Source organism: Nonomuraea sp. 3N208, from assembly GCF_052245935.1.
Lineage (GTDB): Bacteria > Actinomycetota > Actinomycetes > Streptosporangiales > Streptosporangiaceae > Nonomuraea.
Map to the genome: position 1 here is coordinate 178,493 of NZ_JBQQBR010000013.1, position 26,805 is coordinate 205,297.

At 68.7% G+C, this 26,805-nt stretch carries 25 protein-coding genes; 14 read left to right on the top strand and 11 right to left on the bottom strand.

Annotated elements, in window-relative coordinates; genetic code table 11:
- Positions 1–46: 46 nt before the first annotated feature.
- Entirely contained in the window at positions 47–694 is a 648-nt protein-coding gene (locus ACTWPT_RS21460; RefSeq protein ID WP_443179195.1) for an FHA domain-containing protein, read from the bottom strand.
- 180 nt (positions 695–874) lie between these two features.
- Here ACTWPT_RS21460 and ACTWPT_RS21465 point away from each other — a divergent pair, with 180 nt between their 5' ends.
- The 4 genes from ACTWPT_RS21465 (at position 875) to ACTWPT_RS21480 (ending at position 4,744) form a co-directional block, all read left to right on the top strand.
- Entirely contained in the window at positions 875–1,996 is a 1,122-nt protein-coding gene (locus ACTWPT_RS21465; protein ID WP_443179196.1) for a citrate/2-methylcitrate synthase, read from the top strand.
- Between the two features lie 7 nt (positions 1,997–2,003).
- The gene (locus ACTWPT_RS21470) at positions 2,004–2,306 is read left to right on the top strand and encodes a DUF3017 domain-containing protein (RefSeq protein ID WP_443179197.1); all 303 of its coding nucleotides are present in this window, start codon (positions 2,004–2,006) and stop codon (positions 2,304–2,306) included.
- Between the two features lie 53 nt (positions 2,307–2,359).
- Positions 2,360–3,574, top strand: coding sequence for an NADP-dependent isocitrate dehydrogenase (locus tag ACTWPT_RS21475; RefSeq protein WP_443179198.1), 1,215 nt, complete (start codon positions 2,360–2,362; stop codon positions 3,572–3,574).
- Positions 3,575–3,715: 141 nt separating this feature from the next.
- Positions 3,716–4,744, top strand: coding sequence for a polysaccharide deacetylase family protein (locus ACTWPT_RS21480; RefSeq protein ID WP_443179199.1), 1,029 nt, complete (start codon positions 3,716–3,718; stop codon positions 4,742–4,744).
- Here ACTWPT_RS21480 and ACTWPT_RS21485 read toward each other — a convergent pair.
- Positions 4,741–5,871: a saccharopine dehydrogenase family protein gene (locus ACTWPT_RS21485; RefSeq protein ID WP_443179200.1), complete on the bottom strand. Its 1,131-nt coding sequence runs from the start codon at positions 5,869–5,871 to the stop codon at positions 4,741–4,743. The two genes, ACTWPT_RS21480 and ACTWPT_RS21485, sit on opposite strands and share 4 nt — an antisense overlap.
- A 170-nt stretch (positions 5,872–6,041) precedes the next feature.
- Here ACTWPT_RS21485 and ACTWPT_RS21490 point away from each other — a divergent pair, with 170 nt between their 5' ends.
- Together ACTWPT_RS21490 and ACTWPT_RS21495 are read left to right on the top strand one after the other, a co-directional pair.
- A complete protein-coding gene (locus ACTWPT_RS21490) occupies positions 6,042–7,997 on the top strand; it encodes a serine/threonine-protein kinase (protein ID WP_443179201.1) in 1,956 nt (651 codons plus the stop codon).
- Between the two features lie 55 nt (positions 7,998–8,052).
- Positions 8,053–9,039, top strand: a complete 987-nt coding sequence (locus tag ACTWPT_RS21495) for a malate dehydrogenase (RefSeq protein ID WP_443179202.1) — start codon at positions 8,053–8,055, stop codon at positions 9,037–9,039.
- Positions 9,040–9,278: 239 nt separating this feature from the next.
- Here ACTWPT_RS21495 and galE read toward each other — a convergent pair whose 3' ends face one another.
- Positions 9,279–10,226 (bottom strand): UDP-glucose 4-epimerase GalE, encoded by a 948-nt coding sequence (galE, locus tag ACTWPT_RS21500; RefSeq protein ID WP_443179203.1) that lies wholly within the window; start codon positions 10,224–10,226, stop codon positions 9,279–9,281.
- A gap of 86 nt (positions 10,227–10,312) precedes the next feature.
- Between galE and ACTWPT_RS21505 the strand changes: the two genes are divergently transcribed.
- Positions 10,313–11,626, top strand: coding sequence for a hemolysin family protein (locus tag ACTWPT_RS21505; RefSeq protein WP_443179204.1), 1,314 nt, complete (start codon positions 10,313–10,315; stop codon positions 11,624–11,626).
- A 14-nt stretch (positions 11,627–11,640) separates the two neighbouring features.
- The gene (trpS, locus tag ACTWPT_RS21510; protein WP_443179205.1) at positions 11,641–12,645 is read left to right on the top strand and encodes a tryptophan--tRNA ligase; all 1,005 of its coding nucleotides are present in this window, start codon (positions 11,641–11,643) and stop codon (positions 12,643–12,645) included.
- Between the two features lie 61 nt (positions 12,646–12,706).
- On the opposite strand, the gene ACTWPT_RS21515 is transcribed toward trpS, so the two are convergent.
- Positions 12,707–13,420: a VOC family protein gene (locus tag ACTWPT_RS21515; protein ID WP_443179206.1), complete on the bottom strand. Its 714-nt coding sequence runs from the start codon at positions 13,418–13,420 to the stop codon at positions 12,707–12,709.
- A 48-nt stretch (positions 13,421–13,468) separates the two neighbouring features.
- Here ACTWPT_RS21515 and ACTWPT_RS21520 point away from each other — a divergent pair, with 48 nt between their 5' ends.
- Entirely contained in the window at positions 13,469–14,242 is a 774-nt protein-coding gene (locus tag ACTWPT_RS21520) for a TetR/AcrR family transcriptional regulator (RefSeq protein ID WP_443179207.1), read from the top strand.
- A gap of 67 nt (positions 14,243–14,309) precedes the next feature.
- Here the strand turns inward: ACTWPT_RS21520 and ACTWPT_RS21525 are convergent, their stop codons facing one another.
- The 3 genes from ACTWPT_RS21525 to ACTWPT_RS21535 form a co-directional block, all read right to left on the bottom strand.
- Positions 14,310–14,504 carry a hypothetical protein gene (locus ACTWPT_RS21525; RefSeq protein WP_443179208.1) on the bottom strand — a complete coding sequence of 65 codons (195 nt, stop codon included), beginning with the start codon at positions 14,502–14,504 and terminating at the stop codon, positions 14,310–14,312.
- A gap of 89 nt (positions 14,505–14,593) precedes the next feature.
- Positions 14,594–15,784: a helix-turn-helix domain-containing protein gene (locus ACTWPT_RS21530; protein ID WP_443179209.1), complete on the bottom strand. Its 1,191-nt coding sequence runs from the start codon at positions 15,782–15,784 to the stop codon at positions 14,594–14,596.
- 81 nt (positions 15,785–15,865) lie between these two features.
- The gene (locus tag ACTWPT_RS21535) at positions 15,866–16,336 is read right to left on the bottom strand and encodes a MarR family winged helix-turn-helix transcriptional regulator (RefSeq protein ID WP_443179210.1); all 471 of its coding nucleotides are present in this window, start codon (positions 16,334–16,336) and stop codon (positions 15,866–15,868) included.
- Positions 16,337–16,427: 91 nt separating this feature from the next.
- Here ACTWPT_RS21535 and ACTWPT_RS21540 point away from each other — a divergent pair, with 91 nt between their 5' ends.
- Positions 16,428–17,294, top strand: a complete 867-nt coding sequence (locus ACTWPT_RS21540) for a haloalkane dehalogenase (RefSeq protein ID WP_443179211.1) — start codon at positions 16,428–16,430, stop codon at positions 17,292–17,294.
- On the opposite strand, the gene ACTWPT_RS21545 is transcribed toward ACTWPT_RS21540, so the two are convergent.
- A complete protein-coding gene (locus tag ACTWPT_RS21545; protein ID WP_443179212.1) occupies positions 17,291–17,797 on the bottom strand; it encodes a MarR family winged helix-turn-helix transcriptional regulator in 507 nt (168 codons plus the stop codon). The genes ACTWPT_RS21540 and ACTWPT_RS21545 overlap by 4 nt on opposite strands.
- Positions 17,798–17,857: 60 nt before the next feature.
- Between ACTWPT_RS21545 and ACTWPT_RS21550 the strand changes: the two genes are divergently transcribed.
- Positions 17,858–19,120, top strand: coding sequence for an amidohydrolase family protein (locus tag ACTWPT_RS21550; RefSeq protein WP_443179213.1), 1,263 nt, complete (start codon positions 17,858–17,860; stop codon positions 19,118–19,120).
- Positions 19,121–19,289: 169 nt separating this feature from the next.
- Entirely contained in the window at positions 19,290–20,216 is a 927-nt protein-coding gene (locus tag ACTWPT_RS21555; protein ID WP_443179214.1) for a YihY/virulence factor BrkB family protein, read from the top strand.
- Here the strand turns inward: ACTWPT_RS21555 and ACTWPT_RS21560 are convergent.
- Positions 20,205–21,311 (bottom strand): D-alanyl-D-alanine carboxypeptidase family protein, encoded by a 1,107-nt coding sequence (locus ACTWPT_RS21560; protein ID WP_443179215.1) that lies wholly within the window; start codon positions 21,309–21,311, stop codon positions 20,205–20,207. The genes ACTWPT_RS21555 and ACTWPT_RS21560 overlap by 12 nt on opposite strands.
- 98 nt (positions 21,312–21,409) lie before the next feature.
- Here ACTWPT_RS21560 and ACTWPT_RS21565 point away from each other — a divergent pair, with 98 nt between their 5' ends.
- Complete coding sequence (locus tag ACTWPT_RS21565) at positions 21,410–21,649, top strand: SCO4848 family membrane protein (protein ID WP_443179216.1); 240 nt, start codon at positions 21,410–21,412, stop codon at positions 21,647–21,649.
- On the opposite strand, the gene ACTWPT_RS21570 is transcribed toward ACTWPT_RS21565, so the two are convergent.
- Entirely contained in the window at positions 21,621–23,012 is a 1,392-nt protein-coding gene (locus tag ACTWPT_RS21570) for a peptide ligase PGM1-related protein (RefSeq protein ID WP_443179217.1), read from the bottom strand. The genes ACTWPT_RS21565 and ACTWPT_RS21570 overlap by 29 nt on opposite strands.
- 494 nt (positions 23,013–23,506) lie before the next feature.
- Here ACTWPT_RS21570 and ACTWPT_RS21575 point away from each other — a divergent pair, with 494 nt between their 5' ends.
- The gene (locus ACTWPT_RS21575) at positions 23,507–24,730 is read left to right on the top strand and encodes a M20 family metallopeptidase (protein ID WP_443179218.1); all 1,224 of its coding nucleotides are present in this window, start codon (positions 23,507–23,509) and stop codon (positions 24,728–24,730) included.
- Here ACTWPT_RS21575 and ACTWPT_RS21580 read toward each other — a convergent pair.
- Positions 24,711–26,591: a Xaa-Pro dipeptidyl-peptidase gene (locus ACTWPT_RS21580; RefSeq protein ID WP_443179219.1), complete on the bottom strand. Its 1,881-nt coding sequence runs from the start codon at positions 26,589–26,591 to the stop codon at positions 24,711–24,713. The genes ACTWPT_RS21575 and ACTWPT_RS21580 overlap by 20 nt on opposite strands.
- Between the last annotated feature and the right edge of the window lie 214 nt (positions 26,592–26,805).

Consider the following 26,805-nt stretch of genomic DNA (forward strand, 5'->3'; position numbering starts at 1 on the left):
GACGCTGCCGGAACCCCTCGCCGAAGCCCCGGTCGCGATCCAGTCCCTATGAAGCCCTGCGCCCAGCCGCCGAAGCCTGCTCGGTCGTGGCTCCCGATGACCGCTGTGGGGGGACCACAGGGGTCGGCCGCACCAGACCGAGCGCGACGACCTCGTTGGCCAGTCGCGTGCGCCGGTTGGTGCCCTCGGGAATCCTGAACTTCTGGTAGAGCCGCAGCAGATGTTGCTTGACCGCGGCCTCGGTCACGACCAGGTCGTCGGCGATCTCGCGTGCGGTCGCCGGCGCCACGAACGCCTCGTCCGACAGCGCCGGCCTGCAGAGCGAGGTCAACACGTCCACCTCGCGCCTGGTCAGCTCGGGCGCCGCGGCCCTGCGCAACTCCACCTCGGGGGTGAAGTCCTCGCGGGGAACGCCACCGATGCGACCCCGCGCCGCGCCGAACGAAACGACGTCGCCGTCGTCGAGGACCCTCCGGGCGATCGGCCTGCCGTTCACCCGCGTGCCGTTCCTGGACAGCCCCAGGTCGACGACGTACAGGTAGGGTCCTCGTCTGACGAACTCGGCATGGAGTCGAGACACGCTCGGATCGGTGAGCCGGATGTCCACACCCCGGCCCCTTCCGACCGTCGTGATCTCGGGGCGCAACGGGATCACTTCGCCAGTGTCCTCGATGCGTATGAACGGCCCCTCCACGGCAGTTCCTCCCCAGGTAGCCCGCCGTAACTATTACTACAGCTCCGGCTTACCCAAACGAGGGGATGCGGAATCTCCTTTGCCGAAAGGAGAATCCGCCGTGAAATTGGTCTGGACCTTTGCGGACGGTTTTGCCTGCTCACGGGTAGACTTCGGACAAGATAAGCGGAGGAAACACTCATGGCGGACAAGCCCACGAAAGGCCTGGCCGATGTCGTAGCCGCGTCCACAGCGCTGAGCGACATTGACGGAAAGGCTGGTCGGCTCTTCTACCGTGGATACGACATCCACGACCTGGCCGGCCGCGCGACCTTCGAAGAGACCGCACACCTGCTGCAACGTGGCAAGCTACCCACCCGCTCCGAGCTGGACGCTTACGCCGAGGAGCTGTCGCGGGGCAGGGAGCTCGGCGCCCTGGTGTCCGCGAACATCGCCGAGATCGCCGAGAAGCAGAAACCCATGGAGGCGCTGCGCTCGCTGGTCTCGCTGTCCGGCGCGGACGACGCCGACAAAGACTCCATCGCCCCTGAGGCCAACCTGCGCAAGGCCGCCCGGCTGGTCGCGCAGCAGCCGCTGCTGGTCGCCCGCTATCACGCCGCCCGCACCGGCGGCAGCGTCCCCGACGCTGACCCGTCGCTGAGCATCGCGGCGAACTTCCTGCTCCAGGTCACCGGGCGCACACCCGCACCGCGCGAGGTCGAGATCTTCGACGAGTGTCTGGTGCTGCACGCCGACCACACCATGAACGCCTCCACGTTCGCCGCCCGCGTCTGCGCCGCGACACTGTCGGACATGCACTCCGCCATCGTCGCCGCCATCGGTACGTTGAAGGGCCCTTTGCACGGCGGCGCGAACGAGCAGGTCATGAAGACGCTGGAGTCAATTCCCGCGGACGGGGTGGCCCAGGCCGTACGCGACAAGCTCGCCGCGCACGAGAAGATCATGGGCTTCGGCCACCGCGTCTACAAGACCGAGGACCCGCGCGCCACGCACTTGCGCAGGATGTCCGCGGAGCTGGCCGAGGCCACGGGCGACGACACCTACTACCGGATGTCCAAGGAGATGGAGGAGGTCGTCTTCGAGGAGAAGGGCCTCTACCCGAACGTCGACTTCTACGCTGCTTCCGTGTATCACTATCTCGGCATCCCGACAGACCTGTTCACGCCGGTCTTCTCGATCAGCCGCATGTCCGGCTGGACGGCGCACGTCATTGAGCAGCACGCCGACAACCGCTTGATCCGCCCCGACAGCGAATACATCGGCGAGACGGATCAGAAGTGGAAGCCGCTAGAAGAGCGTTGAGTGACTGTTGAGCGATCAAGGGACCGAACGCGAGAGCTGGGGACCGTACCCGCTGATTCTGGCGGGTGCGGCCGTCGGCGTGGTCGCGATCTTTTTCGTGGACCCGCGCTGGGGCGGGTTCGCGCTGGGCGCCGTCGTCATGGTCGCCGCCGCACTGCGTTTCGCCGGGTACGGCGGCCAGTTGTCCGTCCGCAGCAAGAGAACCGACGTCACCACGCTGGCCGTGTTCGGCTTCGTGCTCGTCCTGACCTCGCTGCTGCTGGACGACAACGAGCTCAAGGCGTTCATCCTGTCCCTTTTCGCCCGTTGACCGGACGGTCCGATAGCCTCAACGCATCAATTCATTGAAGGGGAACCATTCGCATGCCCAAGATCAAGGTGGAGGGTCCGGTCGTCGAGCTTGACGGCGACGAGATGACCCGGATCATCTGGCAGTTCATCAAGGACCAGCTGATCCTTCCCTACCTCGACGTTGACCTGAAGTACTACGACCTCGGCATCGAACACCGGGACGCCACGGACGACCAGGTCACCATCGACGCCGCCAACGCCATCAAGAAGTACGGCGTCGGTGTGAAATGCGCCACCATCACCCCGGACGAGGCGCGGGTCGAGGAGTTCGGTCTCAAGAAGATGTGGAAGTCCCCCAACGGGACCATCCGCAACATCCTCGGCGGCGTCATCTTCCGCGAGCCGATCATCATGTCGAACGTGCCGCGGCTCGTCCCCGGCTGGACCAAGCCGATCGTCGTCGGCCGTCACGCCTTCGGCGACCAGTACCGCGCCACTGACCTGAAGGTTCCGGGCGAGGGCACGCTGACCCTGACGTTCACCCCCAAGGACGGCTCCGAGCCCATCGAGCTGGACGTGTACGACTTCCCCGGCAGCGGCGTCGCGATGGCGATGTACAACCTGGACGAGTCGATCCGCGACTTCGCCCGGGCGTCGATGCGCTACGGCCTGGCCCGTAACTACCCGGTCTACCTCTCCACGAAGAACACGATCCTCAAGGCGTACGACGGCCGCTTCAAGGACCTGTTCGCCGAGGTCTTCGAGAGCGAGTTCAAGGACGAGTTCGAGAAGGCCGGCCTGACCTACGAGCACCGCCTCATCGACGACATGGTCGCCGCCGCGCTCAAGTGGGAGGGCGGTTACGTCTGGGCGTGCAAGAACTACGACGGCGACGTGCAGTCCGACACGGTCGCGCAGGGCTTCGGCTCGCTCGGCCTGATGACCTCGGTGCTGATGACCCCCGACGGCAGGACCGTCGAGGCCGAGGCCGCGCACGGCACGGTCACCCGCCACTACCGCCAGCACCAGCAGGGCAAGCCCACCTCCACCAACCCGATCGCCTCGATCTTCGCGTGGACCCGTGGCCTGGCACACCGGGGCAAGCTCGACAACACCCCCGCCGTGACCGACTTCGCCAACACGCTGGAGCAGGTCTGCATCGAGACCGTCGAGAGCGGCCTGATGACCAAGGACCTCGCGCTCCTGGTCGGCGCCGACGCCCAGTGGCTCACCACCCAGGACTTCCTGGCCGCGCTGGACGAGAACCTCAAGAAGAAGATGGCCTGACCGTCCTCCGCAGCGTTCTCGCCGAAAGGGCCGCCGACGTGCGGCCCTTTCCCATGTCTTGACATAGGGGCGGCGTGGCATAGTTGATCACCTGGGTAAGGACCCCCTCGTAAACAGTCGTACGCGTCTCGGGGGGTTCGAATGCGACTGCGTATTTCCAGTGGGCTTGGGGTGCTCGCCGCCGCAGCGCTCCTGACCGGGTGCGACTCGCAGCCCGACACCGCCAAGATGGCGGACACCAAGGCGTCAGCCGCCGCCAAGGTCAAGGTCGACAAGGCCGCCAAGGTCAAGGCCGCCGCCAACGCGAAGGCGAACGAACTGGGCCAGATCCCGGTGCTGATGTTCCACCGGATCGTGGAGAAACCGGCCACGACCGACGACCGCACGCCGCAGCAGTTCCGCGCGGACCTGGAGCGGCTGGTCAAGGAGGGCTACGTGCCGATCACGGCGGCCGAGATGGTGGCCGGCAAGATCGACATTCCGGCCGGCAAGCACCCTGTGGTCCTGACCTTCGACGACTCTTCACCGTCGCAGCTCACGCTGAACCAGATGGGCGTCCCGCAGAAGGACACGGCTGTGGCGATCCTGCAGGACGTGGCCGCCAAGAACCCGGGCTTCCGCCCGGTCGCCACGTTCTACGTGACCCGCGACATGTTCGGCAAGACCGGTCGCGAGGAGCAGGCCCAGGCGCTGCTCTGGCTGAAGGAGAACGGGTTCGACATCGGCAACCACACGCGCGATCACTTCGACCTGCGTACGCGCACGCACGAGCAGGTCGAGGAGCAGATCGGCACCATCGGGCAGCAGATCACCTCGCTGTCCTACGTCAAGCCCGCCACGATCGCCCTGCCCTACGGCAACCAGCCACGTAAGAAGGACTGGGCCATGCGCGGCAAGCACTACAACCACCAGGGCGCGTTCCTGGCCGGCTACACACCGGCTCCCGCGCCGTTCAGCAAGGCGTACGACCCGGCCGGCATCCCGCGGATCAAGGTCATGGAGAAGAAGGGCGACTGCGCCCAGTTCTGCTCGCATGCCTGGCTGGACTGGCTGAAGAACAACCCGGACATGCGTTACACGTCCGACGGGGACGCCGGCACGGTGGCGTACCCGAAGTTCAAGGGGCCGTACCTGCGTAAGTCCTTCGCCAAGTGGAGCCTGCCGTACTAACCGGCTCGCCTGTCGAAGGTGATGCCCGCGCGCCGTAGGCGGTCGATGAGCGGCCGGCCCATGGCCGAGGCCGTCGTCAGCTGTCCCGCGCGGTCGGGCACCTCGTCGAAGGCCAGGCACAGGGCCGACTCGCCGAGCATCTTGGCGGTCTCTTCGTACCCGGGATCGCCGCCGGCGATCTCGGTGACCACGCGCTCACCGCCGCCCTCGCCCAGGAACGTGACCTTGAACCAGCTCTTCGCGCGCCGCTCGGGCGAGGGGCCCTCGCCCGGCCGCAGCCGGCTCTGGATCAAGCGGCGGGCCGGTGGGATGATCGCGAGCGTCGCGAACGCGCCCGCGCCCGCCGCCGTCGCCACCGCCTGCGGGAGCGTTCTGACGGCGTAGTGCTGGCGGTAGGAGAAGTCCGGGCCGTAGCGGTCGAGCAGACGGGCCGAGTAGCCGACGATGTACGGATCGATGGTGGGCATCGGCAGCGCCCATCCGCCCACGTACCGCAGGCCACCGGGCCCCGAGCTCACCTTGCGTCCCTTCAGGCGGGGTTCGGCGGCCCGGCGCTGCGCGGCGGCCTCGGCCATCTGACGGGCGCGGCCGAACATGGTCATGGCGGTGGCCAGCGTGCCGCCCGACGGGCGCATGCTCGCCCGCAGGAAGCCGCTGACCGCCAGCGGGACACCCTCGGGGAGCAGGCTGACGGTGTAGAGGACGCCGAGATCCCACGGGATCGAGTCGAAGCCGCAGGCGTGCACGATCTTGGCGCCGCTCCTGGCGGCCTGATCGTGGTGGCGCAGATATGTCCGGTCCACGAACTCGGGCTCGCCCGTCAGATCCAGGTAGTGGGTGCCGGCCTCGGCGCAGGCGGCGACGAGCGCCTCGCCGTGGGTGACGTACGGGCCGACCGTGGTGACCAGGACCCGCGTCTGGCGGGCGAGCTCGGCCAGTGCGGCCGGGTCGGCGGCGTCGGCGATGAGGATCGGCACGTCGAGCCCGAGCCGCTCCAGCTTGGCGCGGTCGCGTCCGGCCAGCGCCCACCGGGTGCCCGAAGGGGCGGCACCGGCGAGATAGGCGGCCGTGAGCGCGCCGGTGAACCCGCTCGCGCCGAAGAGCACGATGTCGTAGGGACGGTCCATGATCTCGAGCCTCCCCGGGATCGGCCGCGTGCGCAAGGGTGCCACTTGACTCCCCGCTTTGACAGGGTGACGCAATTCGTGACCTCACGAACGGTTAACGAAACCCTGAGAGGTTGCTGAGCGTCGTAAAGTTTGCGTCGTTGGGGTTGGTGTAAACGTGGGGATGACGAATGCCGCAGATCTCGCCGCTGATGGCCGGTGATCCCACCCACCTGGGGTCATTCCGGCTGTCCGGACGGGTCGGGGAGGGTGGTCAGGGCATCGTCTACCTGGGCGTCGACGAGGAGGGCGAGCGGGCCGCCATCAAGCTGCTGCACGTGAAGTTCTCCGGTGACACGATCGCGCGGTCGCGTTTCGCCAGGGAATTGAAGGCGGCGCAGCGGGTGGCGTCGTTCTGCACGGCCAGGGTGATGGAGGCCGATCTCGACGGCGACACGCCGTACATCGCGAGCGAATACATCGACGGCCGGTCGCTCAGGGAGATCGTCGAGACCGACGGGCCGATCAGCGGCACGGCGCTCGACCGGCTCGCGATCGGCACCGCGACCGCGCTCACCGCCATCCACCACGCGCAGATCGTGCACAGGGACTTCAAGCCCGACAATGTGCTGATAGCCGCTGACGGGCCGCGGGTGGTGGATTTCGGCATCGCCCGGATCATCGACTCCACCGGCACGATCACCAGCCGGGCCATCGGCACACCTGCCTACATGGCGCCCGAGCAGATCGCCGGCGACGACATCGGGCCGTACACGGACGTGTTCTCCTGGGGTGCGACCATCGCGTTCGCGGCGACCGGGAAGGCCGCGTTCGAGGGCAAGTCCATCGCCACCGTGCTCAACCGGATTCTCAACCACGAGGTCGACGTTGGCATGATGCCGGAGCCGCTGCGCGGCGTGGTGCGCTCCGCGCTGGCCAAGGCGGCCGTCGAGCGGCCGTCGGCCGACCAGATCCTGCTGCGGCTGCTCGGGCAGTCGACCGGGGTGGGGGCGTCCACGGCCGTGCTCACCCGGGGCGTGCAGGTCGCCAGCGACGACACCACGCCGTTCATGAGGGTGTCGGCCGGATCGATCACCGACAGGGGCTCCGCGTCCCTGGTGCCGTCCCAGTCCGGCCCCTCGGCTCAGGAGGAAGCACCCGCGACGGGGCAGGGAGCCGTGACGGTGATGCCCGGCGGGCACACAGGCGGGTCCGCGCCGCCGGACGCGGGGCGGGCACCGAACCCGATGACCGAGCCGTCAAGGCCGCCGGCGCGGCGTCGCCGCGCCAAGGTGTGGATCGCGTTCGGCACCGCGCTCGTCCTGGTCGCGGCCGCGGCGCTGGCGCTGGCGCTCAACGGCTGGCCGCCGCTCGCGTTCAGGGAGGAGCCCGAGCCGACTCAGGAGCCCACGCGATCGTTCGCCTCGGTGGCGGACAAGGTCGCGCAGACCGGGAAGATCGTGATCGGCGTGAAGGGCGACCTGCCCGGCGTCGGGCTGCAGGACGGCGACGCCTTCCAGGGCTTCGACATCGAGATCGCCAAACGCATCGCCGCAGGGTTGGGAGCCACGGACACGCAGTTCGTCAGAGTCAGCCGGGACGACCGGCCGTCAGGGCTGGCCGAAGGCAGGGTGGACCTCGTCGTCGCGACCTTCGCGGTCGACAAAGGCCCGACCCAGTTCGCGGGCCCCTACTACCTGGCGCACCGCGACGTGCTGGTCAGAGCGGGCAGCGGCATCGAGGACCTCGAGGACCTCGAGGGCAAGAGGATCTGCGCCCCCAACAGCCCGTCCGTCGGCGAGGTGCAGGACCGGGTGAAGGTCAAGCTCGTGCCGGCCGGCGATATGGCCCTCTGCATGGACAAGCTCAGGAGCAGTGAGGTGGACGCCATCCCCGGCGAGGACCTCATCCTGGCCGGGTTCGCCAACCGCGAGAACCTCCGCTACAAGATCCTCGGTGCCAAGCTGAGCAACGAGCGTTACGCCGTGGGCATCAGGAACGGCGACGCGAAGGCCTGCAAGGCGGTGAGCGGCATCATCGCGGACCTCTACGCCACCGGCGCGCTCAAGCAGCTCGTCGCCAAGTATTTCGGCAAGGTTGAGTTCAAGCCGGAGCTGGAGCAACCCGCGATGGAAACCTGCGGATGACGAGGGGGTAACATCCCCAACGTCAACAATCCTGCTGCGAGTTAGGGGAAAGGCTATGGCGTCGTCAGCCACTGCGCCCGTCAAGGTGACCGTCACCGGAGCCGCCGGCCAGATCGGCTACGCACTGCTGTTCCGCATCGCGTCGGGGCAGCTGCTCGGCGCCGACGTGCCGGTCAAGCTGAGCCTGCTGGAGATCTCGCCGGCGCTGAAGGCGGCCGAGGGCACCGCGATGGAGCTGGACGACTGCGCGTTCCCGCTGCTGTCCGGCATCGAGATCACCGACGACCCCAACGTCGCCTTCGACGGGGCCAACGTCGCCCTGCTCGTCGGCGCCATGCCGCGCAAGGCCGGCATGGAGCGCGGCGACCTGCTCGGCGCCAACGGCGGCATCTTCGGCCCTCAGGGCAAGGCGATCAACGACCACGCCGCCGACGACATCAGGGTCCTGGTCGTGGGCAACCCGGCCAACACCAACGCGCTCATCGCCCAGCAGCACGCGCCCGACGTGCCGGCCGACCGCTTCACCGCGATGACCAGGCTCGACCACAACCGCGCGCTGTCGCAGCTCGCGGCCAAGCTCCAGGTTCCGGTCGCCGAGATCAGGAAGATGACGATCTGGGGCAACCACTCGGCGACGCAATACCCCGACCTGTTCCACGCCGAGGTCGGCGGCAAGGTCGCGGCCGAGCAGGTCGACTCGGAGTGGCTGAAGGACACGTTCATCCCGACGGTGGCCAAGCGCGGCGCCGCCATCATCGAGGCCCGCGGCGCCTCCTCGGCCGCCTCGGCCGCCAACGCCGCGATCGACCACGTCTACGACTGGGTCAACGGCACCGACTGGACCTCGGCCGCGGTCGTCTCCGACGGCTCGTACGGGGTGCCCGAGGGCCTCATCTCGTCGTTCCCCGTCCGCGCGGCGAACGGCACGTTCGAGATCATCCAGGGCCTCGAGATCGACGCCTTCTCCCGCGAGCGGATCGACGCCAGCGTCCGCGAGCTGGAGGAGGAGCGCACCGCCGTGAAGGAGCTCGGCCTCATCTGACGGCCCGGCGAGAACGCCCCCCGCCCGATGCGGGGGGCTTTCTCATGGGCTCACCCCGCTCTGTGCGGGGCAGGATGTCGGTTGCACGGCCGGAGCGGGCTGCGGAGTGGTGAAGATCACGCCTGCGGCCGCAAGGAGGCTGCCCATCGTGATGAGGGCACCATAGATCAGCTTCGTGACCCTTGGTGAAAAGCTCCTCACGTTTCGGTATCACAGCACATATTCGGCCGGAGTATGGCTTATTTACCGGAAAGCGCGTCCCAAGCGTCGGAGACGATGTCGCGCAGCGCCGGCCGCTCGGCCTTCCAGCCGAGCTCGCGCTGGATCTTCGCGGACGAGGCCACCAGCACCGCGGGGTCGCCGGCCCGGCGCTCGCCCACGACGGCCGGGATCTCGTGGCCGGTGACCTCGCGGCAGACCGAGATGACCTCCTGCACGCTGAAGCCGCTGCCGCTGCCCAGGTTGTAGATCTTGTGCTCGCCCGGCGTGATCGACTCCAGCGCGAGCAGGTGTGCCCGCGCCAGGTCGGTCACGTGGATGTAGTCGCGCACGCAGGTCCCGTCGGGCGTCGGGTAATCGGTGCCGAACACGTTCACCGAGGCGCGCTCGCCGGTGGCGACCTTCAGCACGTTCGGGATGAGGTGGGTCTCGACGACGTGCCGCTCGCGGAAGCGGCCGTAGGCGCCGGCAACGTTGAAGTACCGCAGGCTCACCGCGCCCAGCCCGCGGATGCGCGCGTACGCGCTCAACGTGGTGTCCACGGCCAACTTGGAGGCGCCGTACGGGTTGGTCGGGCGCGTCGGGTCGTCCTCCTGGATCGGGGAGCGCTCAGGCTCGCCGTACGTGGCCGCGGTCGAGGAGAACACGATCTTGCCCACGCCCTTGTCCCGCATGGCCTCGAGCAGCGCCAGCGTGCCCCCGAGGTTGTGCTCCCAGTAGAGTCCCGGCTTCTGCACCGACTCGCCCACCAGCGACCTGGCCGCGAAGTGCAGCACGGCGTCCACGCCGTCGAGCACATCGCCTGCGTCGGCGATGTCCGTCCGGACAAAACGGGCGCCCTCCGGCACCGCGTCCTCATGTCCGGTCGACAGGTCGTCGAGCACGGTCACCTCGTGTCCCGCCTCGACCAACTGCGCCGCGACCACGCTGCCGACGTATCCGGCCCCTCCGGTGACCAGCAGTCTCATGTTGGCTCCTGTTCAAATATGTTTGATTTTGTATGGCTTGCCGTTCAGCATACGCTGGAAACCACACGAGTACGCTGCCAACCACCATGTTCGACACCGTCGCGGCCAACATCGCCCTGGTTCTCATCTTCATTCTGACCGGGGGCTTCTTCGCCGCTGCCGAGATTGCGCTGGTCTCACTCAGGGATAGCCAGGTGCGTCAGCTCGCCAAGCGTGGCCGCCGAGGCGAACGCGTGGCCAAGCTCGCCCGTGACCCCAACCGGTTCCTGTCCGCCGTGCAGATCGGCGTGACCGTGGCCACCATGCTGTCGGCCGCGTTCGGCGCCGACCGGCTGGCCACGCAGCTCGTGCCCGTGCTCGAACAGTGGCGGGTGCCCGACGCCGTCTCCCCTGTGCTCGCGCTGGTGCTGGTGACGCTGGCGATCTCGTATGTGTCGCTTGTGCTCGGTGAGCTCGCCCCCAAACGCCTGGCCCTGCAGCGGGCCGAGGGGCTCTCGCTGCGTGTGGCGCCTTTCCTGGACTGGATCGCCACCCTGTCGCGCCCGATCATCTGGATGTTGTCGAAGTCCACCGACGGCGTGGTCAGGCTGCTCGGCGGCAATCCGAAGGCCGACAGGGAGGAGGTCACCACCGAGGAGCTGCGCGAGATGGTGGTCGGGCACACCGACCTGACCGCCGACGAGCGAAAGCTGATCGCCGAGGTATTCGCCGCCGGGAAACGGCAGCTCAGGGAGGTGATGCTGCCGCGTACGGAGGTGGAGTTCATGGAGGCCGACAGGCCGCTGGTCGACGCGGCGCGCGAGGCCGCCAGGCTGCCGCACTCCCGCTTCCCGGTCTACCGGGAGTCGTACGACGAGGTCATCGGCTTCGTCCACGTACGCGACATCCTCGACCCCGAACTCGCCGGCCGCACCGAGCCGATGAGCGCGGTCGTGCCGATCCGCCCCGCGAAGTTCGTTCCCGCCTCCAAACGCCTGCTCACCACGCTGAACGAGATGCGCGACGAGGGCCAGCACCTGGCGATCGTGGTGGACGAGTACGGCGGCACCGCCGGCATCGTCACCATGGAGGACCTGGTCGAGGAGCTGATCGGGGATATCAGGGACGAGTACGACATCGAGGAGGACGTCGTCATCCTGCCCGCCGGCGAGATCGAGATCGACGGCCTGACGAACCTCAACGACTTCGCCACCGAGACCGGCATCAGGCTGCCCGACGGCCCCTACGAGACGCTGGGCGGGTTCGTGATGGCCATGCTGGGCCACGTGCCCGTCCTCGGGGAACGTGTGGAGGTCCCGCAATTCGAGCTGGCCGTCACCGAGCTCGACGGCCGCCGCGTCGCCCGGGTGAGGGTGAAACGCCGCCCGGTCCTCGAGTCGCCGCCCGCGCAGGATTCCTGACACAATTGCGTGCTATGGCCAGACCTCGTGTACTCTCCGGCATCCAGCCCACCGCGGACTCCTTCCACCTGGGCAATTACCTGGGTGCGGTCCGCCAGTGGGTCACTTTGCAGGAGACCCACGACGCCTTCTACTGTGTGGTCGATCTCCACGCGATCACCGTGCCGACCGAGCCCGCGGCGCTGCGCCGCCGCAGCCGCGTCGCGGCCGCGCAGCTCTTCGCCGCGGGCCTCGATCCGGAGCGTTCCACGGTCTTCGTGCAGTCGCACGTACGCGAGCACACCGAGCTCGCCTGGGTCCTGATCTGCCTCACCGGCATGGGCGAGGCGGGCAGGATGACGCAGTTCAAGGACAAGTCCGCCAAGTTCGGGGAGAGCGCGGCCAGCGTCGGCCTGTTCACCTACCCGATCCTGCAGGCCGCCGACATCCTGCTCTACCAGGCCAACGCGGTGCCGGTGGGCGCCGACCAGAAGCAGCACCTGGAGCTGACCCGCGACCTGGGGCAGCGCTTCAACCACCGTTTCGGTGACACGTTCACGCTGCCGGAGCCGTACATCCTCAAGGAAGTCGAGAAGATCACCGACCTGCAGGAGCCGACGTCGAAGATGTCGAAGTCGTCGTCGAGCCCGGCCGGGATCCTGGACGTCCTGGAGCAGCCGGGGCCGCTGCGGAAGAAGATCATGCGGGCGGTCACGGACACGGGGACCGAGGTCCTGTTCGACGAGGACAACAAGCCCGGCATCTCCAACCTGCTGCGCATCCAGTCCGCGCTGACCGCCACGCCCATTCCCGAGCTGGTCGCCCGCTATGAGGGGCAGGGATACGGCACGTTCAAGAAGGACGTGGCCGAGGCGGTCTTGGAGACGTTCGCGCCGATCCGGGAGCGTACGGAGAAGCTGCTGTCGGACGAGAAGGAGCTGGACCGGCTGCTGGCCGTGGGCGCGGAGCGCGCCGCGACGGTGGCCAGGCAGACCATGGCCGCGGTCCGCGACCGGGTCGGCTTCCTCCCCACGCTCTGACTCCCGGGCCGTCGCGGTCCGTCCTGGCGGCGTCTGGGGCGGGAGGCCGGCCGAACGGTGGTCAGGGGCGGCGGAGGTCGGCCGTCAGCTCGGCGGTTGCCGCGTAGTCGGTGGCGAGCGCCTCGCGCTCGGCCGGGGTCAGGTCCATCGCCTCCACCTCCGCCAGCACCGCCACCGCGCCGTCGTGGTCACCGGTACGCATCCGCAGCTCAGCCAGGTAGACCAGGGCCGGCACCCGTTGGACGGCAGGGGCGTCGGCGTGCCGGGCGAGGCCGTTCTCCAGCACGCGGATCCCCGCCTCCTCATCCCCATGGGAGTCGGCCTGCCGGGCGGCCGCGGCCACCGCTCGCGCCAGCCGGCCCTCCGACGGCCCCGGCTCGTCGGCGTCCTCCTTGTACCGGCTGATCCGCAGCCAGTTGCCCCCGGGATCCACCACCGAGAACCCGCCCGCGGTGCCCTGCATGCGCCGCGGCCGGGTCATCCGCGGGATCCCGGACACCGGGATCTTGCCGTACGCCTCCCGCAGCCCCGCGGCGAACGCCTGGTGCAGCACCGCCGGGTCCGGGACGAGCACGATCACGGTGAACATGGACTCGGCGGGGTCGAATTCGGGGACGCCGAAGAAGTGCAGCTCGATCCCGCCACGGCGGACGGAGGCGTACGGGTTGGGGCGCTCCTGGCGGTAGGTCACGTCGAACCCGAGCGCGGTGTAGAAGGGCAGGACGTCGTCGAGGTGGCGGCAGGGGAGCGCGGGAATGACCGTTTCGGTGCGCATACCAACATCGTACGGTGTTCGGAGTATTTGTCGCAGGAGGATTTCCTGATGGAGTACGCGGGACGCGGTGACCCGGCGCGCACGATGGCGCTGCTCTGGGACGGTCTGCCCGCCCCGCGGCGCGGCCCGAGGCAACGGCTGGAGTTGTCGCGCATCGTCGACGCCGCCATCGCCCAGGCCGACCGCGCCGGTCCTGCCGCCCTGTCGATGCGGGCGCTGGCCCAGGAGCTCGGCATCGGGACCGCGTCGCTGTACACGTACGTGCCGGGCAAGGCCGAGCTGCTGGAGTTGATGGTCGAGCGCGTCGCGGGAACCCAGCCGCTCCCTGATGCCGGCGCCGGGTGGCGGGCCGGGTTGCGCGACATGGCCGTCGCCGACCTGGCCGCCTACCGCGCCCATCCGTGGTTGCTGCAGGTGTCCACGTCGCGGACCGTCTTCGGGCCGGCCGTCCTCACCCGGTACGAGGCCACGCTGGCGCTGCTGGACGGGCACGGCCTGGCCGCCATTGACGTCGTCGGCTGTGTGGCGGCGGTGGAATCGTACACGCGGGGCGCGGCGTCGGCGGTCGTCGAGGCCGAGCAGGCGCCGGCGCAGACCGGGAGCAGCGATGACGAGTGGTGGGAGGGGCAGGTCCCGTTCCTTGAGGAGCGCATGAACGGGCGTTTCCCGCTGTTCGCGGCGCTGGAGGAGGCGGGGGCGTTCGCCGTGTCGGACACGACGCTGCCGTACACGCTGCAGCGGGCGCTCGATCGCTTCTCCTTCGGCCTGGACCTGGTCCTCGACTCGATCGGCGCCCGCATCGCCCCGCCCACCCCCGGCTAGCGGCCCGCCCCGGCCGCGGAGTGGGGCGCACCGTCAGACCGTCGGCGGCCCCGGCCGCCCGAGGGCGTCACCTCCCTCGGGTCGCCCGGTGGATGCGCAGGAGGGCGCGGAGGGCGGCGAGGGTGGGCCTGGTGAACCGGATGTCGCCGTGAACGGCGGTCCAGCCGGAACCATCCCGTTCGAAGGCCCACCCGGGAAACTCCCGCACGGCTTCCTGCTGTAGTCGTGCCATGACGAAATCGGCACTCGGCGCTGTGGTCATGAACGCAGCGTGTCACTGATGTATCGGTCCGTGACGAACTCAAGCGACAGATCTCCCAGTTCGCAAAGTCCGAACTCTGAGTTCGCGGTTCAGTTGAGGATGCCGTGGCGTTCGGCGAGATGGCGAACCTCCGGCGCCCACGACGGCCGTGCCCGCCGCGCCAGCGACCGGACCATCTCCCTCAGCAGCAGCTTGTGGTCGAGCTCCTCAGAGCATTCGCGCTCGATTCTCAGCAGGTGCAGCAGGCTCGCGGCGTCGTCGCCCAGGTCCTCGCAGGCACGGGCGACGTGGCCGAGATGGGTGGCGCGCCGCTCGATGGACGGGGTGTGGCGCAGGTCGATGTCGTCGGCGATGCGCAACACATCTTCGGGCCGGCCGACGTCGTTCTCGATGCCGGCCATGTGAATGGCGACGTTGGTGGGTCCGAAGAAGGCCAGATCGTAGACGTCGGCCGAGTCTCGCACACGTTCGGCGAGTTGCGTCGCGGGCCCGCGTACTCGTTCCCTGGCCCGGTCGTCGTCGCCCGCGCGGGCCTCGCCGACGGCGGCGAGCAGGTGGAGCGCGCCGAGTGCCTTGACGTGGCGGTGGTCGCCGTCGGCCACATGCGGCTCGATGAGCTCGATGCCGCGCCGCGCGATCTCGTACGCGATCTGGTGCATGTCATCCGACAACATCGACTGCCCGAGGCTCCAGTACGCCCACGCGATCATCAGCGGGTCCTCGGACTCCTCGGCGAAGCGCATGGCCCGGTCCGCCGCGAGATGCGCGAGGTCCACCCGCCGCAGGTGCTTGAGCACACCCCTGGCCAGAAGGTACGCGTCCGCCGCGACACTGCAGGAACGCGGCGTGCGCTCGGCCGCCAGGCTCTCGGCGTCGGTCACCAGGGACGGCAGCGCCGCCATCAGGATCGAGTAGCGGCGCGCCGAGGTGAACCAGGAGTTGCGGGCGTCCGCGACCCGTTCCGACAGCTGCTCGGCGTCGGGCGGCTCGAGGTCCGGCGCCGACGAGCGGCAGGTGAACAACGCGCGCTCCATGTCGCTGATCTGCGGTCGGCTCGGCTCGTGAGAGTCGCGCGGGGTCTCTCCTAAGAGCACCGCGGTGCGTACGCCCAGCACCTTGGCGATCTCCCGCAGGAGGGGCAGTGAGGGTGTGCGCTTGCCGTGCTCGATCAGCTCGATGTGCCGGGGAGTGCATCCGGCCTGGGTCGCCAGCGCGGTGGTGCTCATGCCCCGCCGCTCGCGCTGGAGTCTGACCATCTGCCCGGTGCTTATTTCGGTCATGGGTGTGGGCGCCTCCTGGCTCGGTTCAGCACCCCACAGGCTAGGGCTCCAGACCACGGCCTGCCATGGTTTCCGCCCAGCTCAGGAGGTGCGAGAACGCGAGTGATGCTCCAGAACGCGGGACAGGAGGTCGGTCAGCTGCTGGCGTTCCGGTTGGCTCAAGGGTGCGAGCACGTCGTCCTGTAGCTCGGTGATGAGCTTGTCGAGGCGCTCCAGGTGCCGGCGGCCCCGCTCGGTGACGGTGATGACGTTGCGGCGGCGGTCGGCGGGGTCGGGCGCGCGGTCGACGAAGCCGCGTTCGGCCAGCTCATTGATCACGGAGACCAGGTCGCTGCGGTAGATGCCGGTGCGCTTGCTCAGCTCCGCCTGGCTGGCCGGCCCGGACTCGTTCAGCGCCACGAGCGTCGCGTAGTGCCACTTGCGGGCGTCCATGCGGGCCAGCCCCTCGGAAACCAGCCGGTCGGCGTGCATCGCGAGCATCGACAACATGCGGCTGGGCAGGCGCCGCAACCGGGCGGAGGGCTGGTGCGAGTCCATGGTGTCCCACGTCATGCCCGCGATCATATCCGCCTTGCGTTAGTGGCACTAACGATGTACGTTCGTTAGTGCCATAAACGTTAGTCTCACGAACGAAATAGGGATCATGTCTTCCAAGACGATCGACGTGCTCGACTCGACCATGCACTACGAGGACTCGGGCGCCGGTGTGCCCTTCGTCTTCCTGCACGGAAACCCCGCCTCCTCCCATGCCTGGCGCAAGGTCCTGCCGGGGGTCGCCGCGGACGGTCGCCGCCTGCTCGCCCCGGACCTCATCGGCATGGGCCGCTCGGGCAAGCCCGACATCCCGTACCGGTTCGCCGACCACGCCCGCTACCTCGACGCCTGGTTCGACGCGCTCGACCTTTCCCAGGTGGTGCTCGTCGGCCACGACTGGGGTGGCTCGCTCGCCTTCGACTGGGCCTCCCGCCACCCGGATCGAGTGCGGGGCGTCGCCTTCTTCGAAACCATCCTGCGCGGGATGAGCTGGGACGAGCTCGGAGACAGGCCGCGTGCCCGCGCCGAGGCCATCCGCGGCCCTGAAGGGGAGTCGCTGGTGCTCGATCAGAACTTCCTCGTGGACACCGCGTTCACGGGAGGGGTGCTGACGCCCTTGAGTGATGAGGAGAAGGCGCCCTATCTGGCGCCGTACCCGACGCGCGAAAGCCGGCGGCCGTTGCTGGAGTGGTCACGTTCGCTGCCGCTCGACGGCGAGCCGGCCGACGTGGCGGAGCGGATCGAGGGCTATCTCAAATGGCTGGGCGCTAGCGGCGATGTGCCCAAGCTGCTGGTCACCTTCGACTCTTCGCCGACACTGCTGATCACGGAGCGGATGGCCGCCTGGTGCGCGGGGAACATCGCCGCCCTGGAGAGCGAGCACGGCGGTCCGGCCGGGCACCACGCGGCGGAGGATCGGCCCGAGGCCATCGCCGCGGCGATCTCGGCCTGGGCCGGCCGGCACGATCTGGGCTAGCGGTAGCGGCGGCGGCTCATCGGGGCCAGGACCTCGCGGAGCGCGTCCGCCGCCCGCCGCATCGTCTCCTCCGGAATCCCGGCGGTCACGTCCGTGTACGCCCGGGACGAAGCCTCCAGACCCGCCTCGGCCACCCGCCGTCCCTCGTCCGTCAACTGCACCCAACGGCTGCGCGCGTCCCCCGCGTTGGCCTCGCGCTCCACGTATCCCGCCGCCATCAGCCGCTGCAGCACGTTGCTGATGCCCCCCGAGGTGAGGAGCAGCGCCTTCGACAGCTCGCTGGGCTTCATCCGGTATGGAGGCGCCGCCCGGTTCAGCGTCATCAGCACGTCGAACTCGGCGTAGGTCAGCCCCAGCTCCGCCAGCTCCACCTTGATCGCCTGCTCGAACAGCAGATGGAGCCGGGTTATCCGCTTGCCGAGCTCGAGCGTGGCGATGAGCGACGACGACATGCCCACCTCTTTCCAGAGGGGTGTCAGCGCGTCGATCTCATCCGGTTTCACGCCTTGAGGATACCTAGCGGGAGATTGCTTTTCTAAAAGCTTCTGTTTAAGCTTTCGAGCATGACAACTACCATGTTGATCAAGAATGGCGTCGTCATCGACACGGAGCCTGAGCCCGTCGTCCTCGGCCGCGCCGACGTGCGGATCGAGGACGGCGCCATCGCCGAGGTGGGCCCCGGCCTGCCGGACGTCCCCGGCGCGGAGGTGATCGACGCGGCCGGGCGGTTCGTGCTCCCCGGCTTCGTCGACACCCACCGGCACACCTGGCAGGCCGCCATCAGGGCCGCCGCGCCCGACGTCGACTTCCCCGGCTACATGCGGCGCGTCGTAGGCGAGCTCGCGCCCCGCCACCGTCCCGAGGACGTCTACGCCGGCAACCTCGGGGGCGCGCTGGAGTGCCTCGACGCGGGCATCACCACGCTGCTCGACTGGTCGCACATCCAGTTCAGCCCCGGCCATACCGAGGCGGCACTCCAGGCGCTGCGCGAATCCGGCATCAGGGCGGTGTTCGGCTACTGCCATGGAGGCGAGCCCGGTGGCCTGGTGAGCGAGACCCGGCGGGTGCGAGAACAGCTGCCGGACGGCCTGGTCACGATGGCCCTCGCCGCCCTGGGGCCGGAGATCGCGGGGGAGGAGCGTGCGCTGGTGGAGTGGCGGCTGGCCAAGGAGCTCGGCCTTCCGGTCACCTGCCATCTCGGAAACAACCCGGAGGGCACCGGGCTGGCTTTCCTGGAGGCGAACGGGCTGCTCGACACCCCGACGACGTTCGTGCACGCCCTGCACTACACCGATGAGGAGTTCAAGCGCATCGCCGCCAGCGGCGGCAGCGTCTCGCTCGCGCCGGTGGACGAGATGAACCTGGGAATCGGCTACCCGGCCACCGGGCGGGCCAGGGCGGCAGGCGTACCGACCGGGCTCGGCGCCGACACCGTGGCCTGTTCGCCCGGCGACATGTTCTCCCTGATGCGGACGATCCACCTGCTCGAACGCGGCCGCCCCGACGGCGCCGGACTCGGCTTCACCACCCGCGACGCGCTGCGCATGGCCACCATCGAGGGCGCCCAGGTGCTCGGCATGGACGGCGTGATCGGTTCGCTGCGGCCCGGCAAGCAGGCGGACCTGGTGCTGTTGCGTACCGACCGGCTCGGCATGGCCGCCGCCCACGACCCGATCGGCGCTATCGTGCTGAACGCCGACACAAGTTCCGTCGACACGGTGCTGGTCGCGGGGCGTGTCGTCAAGCGAGATGGGCAGTTGCTCCACCACGACCTGACGGCGGTCCTCGCCTCCCTGCGGGAGTCCGCGGGCGCGGTTGTGAGGTGATCCCGCGAGGGAGCGTCGTCGCCCGCCTCACGGAGTGAGGCCAATGAGCCTGCGAGGGAGTGCCGTCGCCTGGAGGAGCGGCGGGAGCGTAGCGACCAGAGCGGGGGAAGGCGGCGGCATATGGCGACCGAGCCGCCGAACGGAGTGAGGCCAGGAGCAGGAGGGCGTGATGGCGGGCCTGGCGGAGAGGATCGAGGAGGCCAAGGCCTGGGGCCGCGGCAAGGTGGATGACTGGCGGGTCCGCAGGTTGTCGTTCGATCATCTCATCAGGGCCGTGCAGCGCTACCAGCTGCAGTTCGGCGACCGGCTGGCGGGCGCGGTCACCTACTTCGCGTTCCTGTCGTTCTTCCCGTTGGTGGCGCTGTCGTACGCGGTGCTCGGGCTCGTGGTGGCGACCAGTGAGCCGACCAGGGAGGCGCTGGAGGCGGCGATCATCGAGCGGCTGCCGGGGATCGCCGCGCAGCTGGACTTCGACGCCATCGCCAAGGCCAAGGAGACCGCCGGGATCATCGGCCTGCTCGGTCTCCTCTACGCCGGGCTCGGCGCGCTGGACGCGCTGCGCGGGGCGTTGCGCGAGATGTCCATGACCACCGAACCGCCGCTCAACTTCTTCCTGGGCAAGCTCCGCGATCTGGCCTCGATCGTCATGATCGGCGTGACGATGATCTCCTCGGTGCTGGTGGCCGGGTTCGCCACCACGGCCACGGACAACGTGCTGGAATTCCTGTTCGGCAGCGAGTCCGCACTGGTCACCACCGGGCTGCGGCTGGCCGGGGTGGCGGCGAGCGTGGGCGCCGACTGGTTGTTGTTCCTGATCCTGCTCGGCTGGGTGGCGAGGCCCACCCAGCCGTTCCGGCTGATCGCCAAGGGCGCGTTGCTCGGCGCGATCGGGTTCGGCGTGCTCAAGCAGCTCGCCACGCTGCTGCTGGGGCAGACGCTCGGCAACCCCGTCTACGGCACGTTCGCCGTCATCGTGGGCTTGCTGGTCTGGATGAACTTCTCCGCCAGGCTCGTGCTCTACGTCGCCGCGTGGACGGCGACGGCGGGGTTGTGCCCGCCGCCGTCCCCGACGCCGCCGCCGGCGTCAGAAGCGTGACTTGGCGCGCTTGCGGCGGATGCCGTACCAGAGATAGATCAGCCCGAACAGCAGCCCACTGCCGATCACCACGGAACCGACCGTCTTGGTGGAGGCGTCCTGGTTGCGCGCCGCCGTGTCCAGCAGCGGCGGCTGCTGGGCGGGGGTGACGTTCGCGGCCGGCGGAGCGGACGCCTGCTGCTGCGGGGCGGGCAGCCCTGCGGGGAGCGGGTCGACCAGCTGCCCGACCGGTGCGGCCTTGCCCCTGACCGAGAAGCCCCAGTCGAGCAGCGAGGCCACCTCGTCCCAGAAGCCGCCCTCGTGTCGCATGATGCTCACCACGATCGTGTGACCGCCGCGGGTGGCCGCGCCGACGAAGCTGGCCTGCGCCTTCGTGGTCCAGCCGTTCTTGATGCCGACCATGCCGTTGTAGCGCCAGAGCAGCTTGTTGTGGTTGCTGATCTGGTAGTGCTTGCCCTTGGGCGCCGGGAAGTTCGCGATCTTCGTGCTGATGTAGCGGGTGAAGTCGGGGTTGGCCAGACCGGCGCGGGCGATGAGCGCCAGATCGTAGGCCGAGCTGCTCTGCCCGGGCTTGTCCAGGCCGCTCGGCGTCTTGGCCACGGTGTCGTACGCCTGCAGCCGCTTGGCCTCGGCGTTCATGTCCGCCATCGTCTTGGCGAGGCCGCCGTTCGTCTCGGCGAGCGCCATGGCCGCGTCGTTGCCCGACGACATCATCAACGCTTTGAACAGGTCCTCGACCTTGTAGGTCATCTTCGGCGTCAGACCGACCGCGCTGCCCTCCTGGTTGCAGGCGTTCTGGCTGGGCCGGATCTTGCGGCTCTTGTCGAGCTTGGGGATGAGCGTGAGCGCGGTCAGCGTCTTCAGCGTGCTGGCCGGCAGGTAACGCCCGTGAGCGTCCTTGGCCGCGAGCACCTGGCCCGTGCCCACGTCCGCGATGACGTACGAAGTAGCCTTGGTCTTGGGCGGCTTCTTGACGCCTTGGGGCGCCACCAGGCCGCGGCTGCCCAGCGCCTCGCCACCGACGGGTGTCGTCGGTGCGGCATATGCGGTCCCACCGGTGAGCGAGACCGAGGCGATGAGTGCCGTTACCGGCACGATTTTTGTCCACATGGCGGTCTCAGCGTAGCTTCGTGTGAATGCCCATGTGGCGACACATCCCCCGAAGATCCGCCATTGATACCAGAGAGGCACAGATGTCACGAAAGATCGCCGGATTCCTGATGGCGCTCGGCGCGTTCATGGTCTTCGAGTGGGTGAATCTCGGGTTTAACCTGCAAGATGGGCATGAAACCAGCTTTTATGTCGTCCACGGCATCTTGATCGCGGTGAACATCGTCCTCGCCATTGTGCTCGCGGTCATCGGCTGGCGTGGACTCCGTCCTGGATCACTCAGTGATCATTCCCTTAGGGGCCGCAAAGGAGACGCCGGGTAAGCGCGTGCAGCTCGTCGGCCTCCTCTCGTGAGTCGCCGATCGAGGTGAAGCCCAGCTTCCCGTGCTCGGGAATGGCCCCGAGCAGGTGGAAGACGTTCCCGGTGCGCCGTTCGGCATCGAATCCGATACCCAGCCGGTCCGCCGTGCGCATGACCTCGCCCGGGGTGCGCCCGCGCAGGCAGGAGGAGGCGCAGTTGTCGGTCGCCGTGTAGTACTTCGGCTGATCGCCGGCCATGAGCAGGCCGGTCGCGGGATCGTACGCGGCGCCGGTCGTGAGCACGGCCGAGCCGAACGGATGCGTAGTGCCGCCGATCCGCAGGTTGATCTCGCACAGCAGCGCCGCGTACCCGGCGTCGGCCTTCAGCGCGAAGAAGTCCATCCCGAAGACCCCCACCACGCCCCGTTCGGCCAGCACGCGCGCGATCCGCTCGGCCGAGGCGCCCACCTCGGCGCGGTACTCGGGCGCGGCCGGGAACGTGCAGCCCTGGTAGACGTGGCCGTTGGCGCCGCCGAGCACCTGGTCGTGCGTGGCCAGCACCCGCGCCTCGCCGCCCGGCGTGATGCAGGCCAGCGCGCTGGGGTGGTAGAGCGGCCGGTGCTCGATGTACTCCTCGACCACCGCCCCGCGGTCCCTGATCTTCGTCGAGAACGTGTCCCAGCTCTCGCCTGCCATCGCGAAACTGGTCAGCGACCTGTCGGTCTTGGTGACGATCGCGTTGCCAAGCCCGGAGTAGGCGTCGTTCAGCTTGACGATCACCCGATCGCCCGGCAGCGCCTCGATGGCCTCCTCGATCTCGAGTGTGGTCCGCAGGTCGCCGAAGCCACGTGCCATCGGCACGCCCGCCTCGTGGCCCATCTCGCGGGCGCCGCTCTTTGAGCCGTAATAGGCGAAAGCGGTGGCCGGACCGTAGAGGGGCACGTTGAGTAACGACGCGAGCTCTTCCTCGAGCTCGCTCAGGACGAACGGCACCAGACACGCGTCGCCGTCGATCTCCGACCGCAGCTGCTCGATCACATCAGGGCGGTCGAGCAGGCTCCTGGTCAACGGCTGAGACCAGGGATCGTCGATCGTGATCAACGTGAGCCGCTTGGCGGCGTCATCCGGATCGGGCAGGAACGCGAAGTAGTAGTCGATGATGTCGGGATCGATGGGCGCGGAGGAGAGGTAGACCACCTTTACCCCGGGTTCGCGGAGCGTCAGCAGGAGGAAGAGCAGGCGCTCCTCGTAGGACCTGGCTGCCGTGATGCGGCGCAGCTCGTCCTGCGGAAGGGAGAGCGAGGGTACGACCACCAGGGTCCCCTCACTCGGCTCGAAGATGCTCAACCCAGCATACTTCTCCCCGAACGGGATATTAGTGATCATATTGCGAGTGAAACACGCATTCTTCTCAAATGCAGCCACCGCCGAAGTGTGATGACCATGACAGAAGGTGACAGGATTCGGAATCGCCGACCACGTTTGGAACCGGCGACATCGGGTCACCATCTAATGATCCCTTGTGACTATTTCTGGATCAGGCAGACGTTCACGTAACGTCACCACCTGAGGTTACGGACGTGCCGTCGGCTAACTTTTGGTGTATCTGTCGGCGGGAAGTCGCGCGCGGGGGATAGAGTCGAAGCATCGCCATCGGGCTCACGGCCAACCGCTGTGCACCCGGGCTGCAGCGGCGCTCGCGACTGACGAACGCAAAGCCCATGCTGACGATCTCGCGCACCCGAACCAGCGGGTGTGTTTTTTGATTCGCCGAGCGGCCGCTCGACCGGGTGGCCACGGCGGAAGGACGAGCTTTCACAGCGCATGAGCCGCGATGGTCAGACATATTGGGGCGCGCGGCATGGACGGGATGGTGACATATGCGGGGACGTGAGCTTCGGGGAGAACTCGACGCGTTCCTGGCGGAGACCGAGCAGGATCTCGTGGCGTTCCGCCGCGACCTCCACATGCACCCTGAGCTGGCCTTCGCCGAATATCGCACGACGCAGCGGATCGCCGAGCGGCTCACCGCCGCCGGGCTGACGCCTTCGGTGCTCCCCAGGGGCACCGGCCTCATCTGCGACGTGGGCAGCGGCGACGGCCCGACCGTCGCGCTGCGCGCGGACATCGACGCGCTGCCGCTGCACGACGAGAAGGACGTGTCCTACCGCTCGAGCGTGGGCGGCGCCTGCCACGCCTGCGGCCATGACGTGCACACCACCGTGTTGCTCGGCACCTCGCTCTTCCTGGCCCAGCAGGCCGCGGCCGGCCTGCTGCCCGGCCGGGTCCGGCTGATCTTCCAGCCCGCTGAGGAGTTGCCTGGCGGCGCGCTCGAGGTCATGGCGCACGGCGGCATCAGCGGCGTCGACCGCATCTTCGGCCTGCACTGCGACCCGCGCGTGGACGTCGGTCAGGTCGGGCTCAGGCCGGGCCCGATCACCTCGGCCTGCGACAAGCTGACCATCCGGGTCTCGGGACCCGGCGGCCACACCGCGCGCCCGCACCTGACCGCCGACCTCGTCTTCGCCCTCGCCAAGATCCTCACCGAACTGCCCGCGGCCCTGTCGCGCCGCGTCGACCCGCGCTCCTCGCTCAGCCTCGTCTGGGGCCGGGTCGAGGCCGGCACGGCGGCCAACGCGATCCCCGACGACGGCATCGCCGAAGGCACCGTGCGCTGCCTCGACGAGGACGCCTGGCACGCCGCCCCCGATCTGATCAAGTCCCTGCTGGACTCGGTGGCCGGCGCCTACGGCATCGAGGCCGAGCTGGACTACAAGCGCGGCGTGCCGCCGGTGGTCAACGACGAGGTCAGCGTCGAGATGCTGGCCGAGGCCGCCGAGCGGGTGCTGGGCGCGGGTGCGGTGATCCCGACCCAGCAGTCGCTCGGCGGCGAGGACTTCGCTTGGTACCTCGAGTCGATTCCCGGTGCGTTCGCCCGCCTGGGCACCCGCTCGCCGGGCGGCGTGACCTACGACATCCACCAGGGCACGTTCGACGTGGACGAGAAGGCGATCGCGATGGGTGTGCGGATCATGGCCGCCACCGCGCTGACCGCCCTCTGGGAGGTCGGGCCGCTCGACTCGATCACCAGCGCGCTGGCGTGACCATCGGCAGCCCCAGGGACGAGTGCCCCGGCGACACCGTGATCTCGGTGCCCGGCGGGTACCGCAGGGTGTAGTCGTAGTCGGTCGAGATGATCACCAGTCCCAGCCGGTGGCCCTTCTTGAACAGGTAGTCCGTCGGCTGGAAGTCCCAGGTGAAGGTGTAGTCCTTGCCCGGCCGCAGCGGCTCCGTCCGGTCATGGCGGTGCCGGTTGCGCACGTCCAGCCATCCCCGGGTGACGATCTTGTACGGGGTGGTGGCCGTGCCCAGCGCCCTGAGCGTGGTGCAGCCCGTGTCACCCGGGACACCCTGGCCGTAGCAGTAGGTCTGGCCGGTCGAGAGCAACGTGCCGTTGGGGCGGACGTCGGTGCCGTAGTCCACCAGTAACGCCGTCAGGTACGGCGACGCCCCGTTCTTGAACGAGGCACGCACCGACACCGTCGGCGTGCCGGAGATCCGTACGTCGGCGGGGAGCTCGCCGGTCGTGTACGCCAGCCGGTTCGGGTCGGACCCCGTGGCCTCGACGAGCTCTTCGGCCGTCCTGGCCTTCTGGTCGACGAAGGACTCCTTGGCCGACAGCGGCCGGGGGACCAGGCTCAGCCGCTGGCCGGACCCCAGGTGGAGAGGAACGGCCGTGGCGCCGGGCAGCGGCCACGACTTGTGCTGGGCCCACTGGCCGGCCGCGATCTCGACGTCGGCCTGCGGCTCACGCATGATGCCCGAGTCGATGCCGTACAGCCAGTGGTCGAACCAGCCGTGCAGCTGGCGCAGCCACTCGACCGTGCGCAGGCTGAACGGGTTCATGTGGGTGCCCTGGTGCAGCCAGATCTTGCGCGGCACGTGCCGCTTGGCCAGGGCGTACCACCACTGCGCGAACTGCTTGGTCTTGACGTTCCAGTCGTTGAGCCCGTGTACGACGAAGACGCTGGCCTTGACCTTGCCGACGTCGTTCAGGTAATTGCGGGCGTCCCAGACGGGGCTGTAGTCGCCGGTGATCCGGTCCTGGGTGGCGGTGATCTGGTCCATCAGCGCGCCGCAGGCCTCCTGGCCGTTCTCCCTGGTCAGCACGTATTTGGCGAGCACGTCCAGGTCCTCGCCCTGGAAGCCGCCGGGGGCCAGGACGCCGCCGTTGGCGCGGTAGTAGTCGTACCAACTGGAGATCGCGGCGATCGGCACGATCGTCTCCAGACCCTCGACGCCGGTCGCGGCGACCGCGTTCGGGAGCGTGCCGTTGTAGGAGACGCCGATCATGCCGACCTTGCCGGTGGACCAGGTGGCCTCGACCGGGTTGCCGGCGGCGTCGAAGCCCTTGGCGCGGCCGTTCAGCCAGTCGATCGCGGCCTTCGGGCCTGCCGTCTCGTTGCGGTCGCCGGAGGTCGGGCAGCCGGTGGCGCGGCCGCTGCCGAGGTTCTCCACCAGTGCGATGGCGTAGCCGCGGGGCAGGAAGTAGTTGTCGTAGTAGCCGTCGAACGGCTCGGCGGCCAGCTTGTTGGCGAGTGCCTTGAGCGTGGGCAGGGGGTTGCCGTTCTCGTCCACGTCCACGGGGTGGTTGGCGACGTCGTTGCCCCCGGCGTAGTACGGGCTGGCCTCCATGATGACTGGGACCTTCAGTCCCTGGTCGGTCTCCTTGGGGCGCAGGATGTCCACCGCGACGCGGTCCGGTGCGCCGTCGTTGTCGCTGTCGGTCCCGGCGACCTCGACGAACACCGTCCGCTTGATGGCGTCCGCCCGGGAGAAGACCGGCTGGGTGGCGTTGTTTTCGATCTTGATGGCGGGGGTGTCGGCTGCGGCCGGCGCGGTGCCGGTTAAGGCCGCGATGAGGATCGCGGCCAGCGGCGCGGCCAGTGCCTTCCTGGGGTGCATGCGGGGCTCCGATCGGAAAATTCCACCGTCTGTGGGAATCTCTGTCATGATCGGGCCCAGGGCAAGAGGTGATTCAACCCCAAAGTCGGGCAAACTTCTGTGTGCTCTCTCATGAGGGTTTCAGGTCACAGACGCGACTGAGGTCGATAACGGAGTAGTTGCGACCCTGTGCGCTGGTTTGGTCTGCCCTGGTCAAGCAACTATCTTCCGTGCA

Coding starts and splice junctions, on each gene's coding strand:
- ACTWPT_RS21465 (WP_443179196.1), top strand. CDS start 875: ATGGCGGACAAGCCCACGAAAGGCCTGGCCGATGTCGTAGCCGCGTCC.
- ACTWPT_RS21475 (WP_443179198.1), top strand. CDS start 2,360: ATGCCCAAGATCAAGGTGGAGGGTCCGGTCGTCGAGCTTGACGGCGAC.
- ACTWPT_RS21480 (WP_443179199.1), top strand. CDS start 3,716: ATGCGACTGCGTATTTCCAGTGGGCTTGGGGTGCTCGCCGCCGCAGCG.
- ACTWPT_RS21485 (WP_443179200.1), bottom strand. CDS start 5,871: ATGGACCGTCCCTACGACATCGTGCTCTTCGGCGCGAGCGGGTTCACC.
- ACTWPT_RS21490 (WP_443179201.1), top strand. CDS start 6,042: ATGCCGCAGATCTCGCCGCTGATGGCCGGTGATCCCACCCACCTGGGG.
- ACTWPT_RS21495 (WP_443179202.1), top strand. CDS start 8,053: ATGGCGTCGTCAGCCACTGCGCCCGTCAAGGTGACCGTCACCGGAGCC.
- galE (WP_443179203.1), bottom strand. CDS start 10,226: ATGAGACTGCTGGTCACCGGAGGGGCCGGATACGTCGGCAGCGTGGTC.
- ACTWPT_RS21505 (WP_443179204.1), top strand. CDS start 10,313: ATGTTCGACACCGTCGCGGCCAACATCGCCCTGGTTCTCATCTTCATT.
- trpS (WP_443179205.1), top strand. CDS start 11,641: ATGGCCAGACCTCGTGTACTCTCCGGCATCCAGCCCACCGCGGACTCC.
- ACTWPT_RS21515 (WP_443179206.1), bottom strand. CDS start 13,420: ATGCGCACCGAAACGGTCATTCCCGCGCTCCCCTGCCGCCACCTCGAC.
- ACTWPT_RS21520 (WP_443179207.1), top strand. CDS start 13,469: ATGGAGTACGCGGGACGCGGTGACCCGGCGCGCACGATGGCGCTGCTC.
- ACTWPT_RS21525 (WP_443179208.1), bottom strand. CDS start 14,504: ATGACCACAGCGCCGAGTGCCGATTTCGTCATGGCACGACTACAGCAG.
- ACTWPT_RS21530 (WP_443179209.1), bottom strand. CDS start 15,784: ATGACCGAAATAAGCACCGGGCAGATGGTCAGACTCCAGCGCGAGCGG.
- ACTWPT_RS21535 (WP_443179210.1), bottom strand. CDS start 16,336: ATGACGTGGGACACCATGGACTCGCACCAGCCCTCCGCCCGGTTGCGG.
- ACTWPT_RS21540 (WP_443179211.1), top strand. CDS start 16,428: ATGTCTTCCAAGACGATCGACGTGCTCGACTCGACCATGCACTACGAG.
- ACTWPT_RS21550 (WP_443179213.1), top strand. CDS start 17,858: ATGACAACTACCATGTTGATCAAGAATGGCGTCGTCATCGACACGGAG.
- ACTWPT_RS21555 (WP_443179214.1), top strand. CDS start 19,290: ATGGCGGGCCTGGCGGAGAGGATCGAGGAGGCCAAGGCCTGGGGCCGC.
- ACTWPT_RS21565 (WP_443179216.1), top strand. CDS start 21,410: ATGTCACGAAAGATCGCCGGATTCCTGATGGCGCTCGGCGCGTTCATG.
- ACTWPT_RS21570 (WP_443179217.1), bottom strand. CDS start 23,012: ATGATCACTAATATCCCGTTCGGGGAGAAGTATGCTGGGTTGAGCATC.
- ACTWPT_RS21575 (WP_443179218.1), top strand. CDS start 23,507: ATGCGGGGACGTGAGCTTCGGGGAGAACTCGACGCGTTCCTGGCGGAG.
- ACTWPT_RS21580 (WP_443179219.1), bottom strand. CDS start 26,591: ATGCACCCCAGGAAGGCACTGGCCGCGCCGCTGGCCGCGATCCTCATC.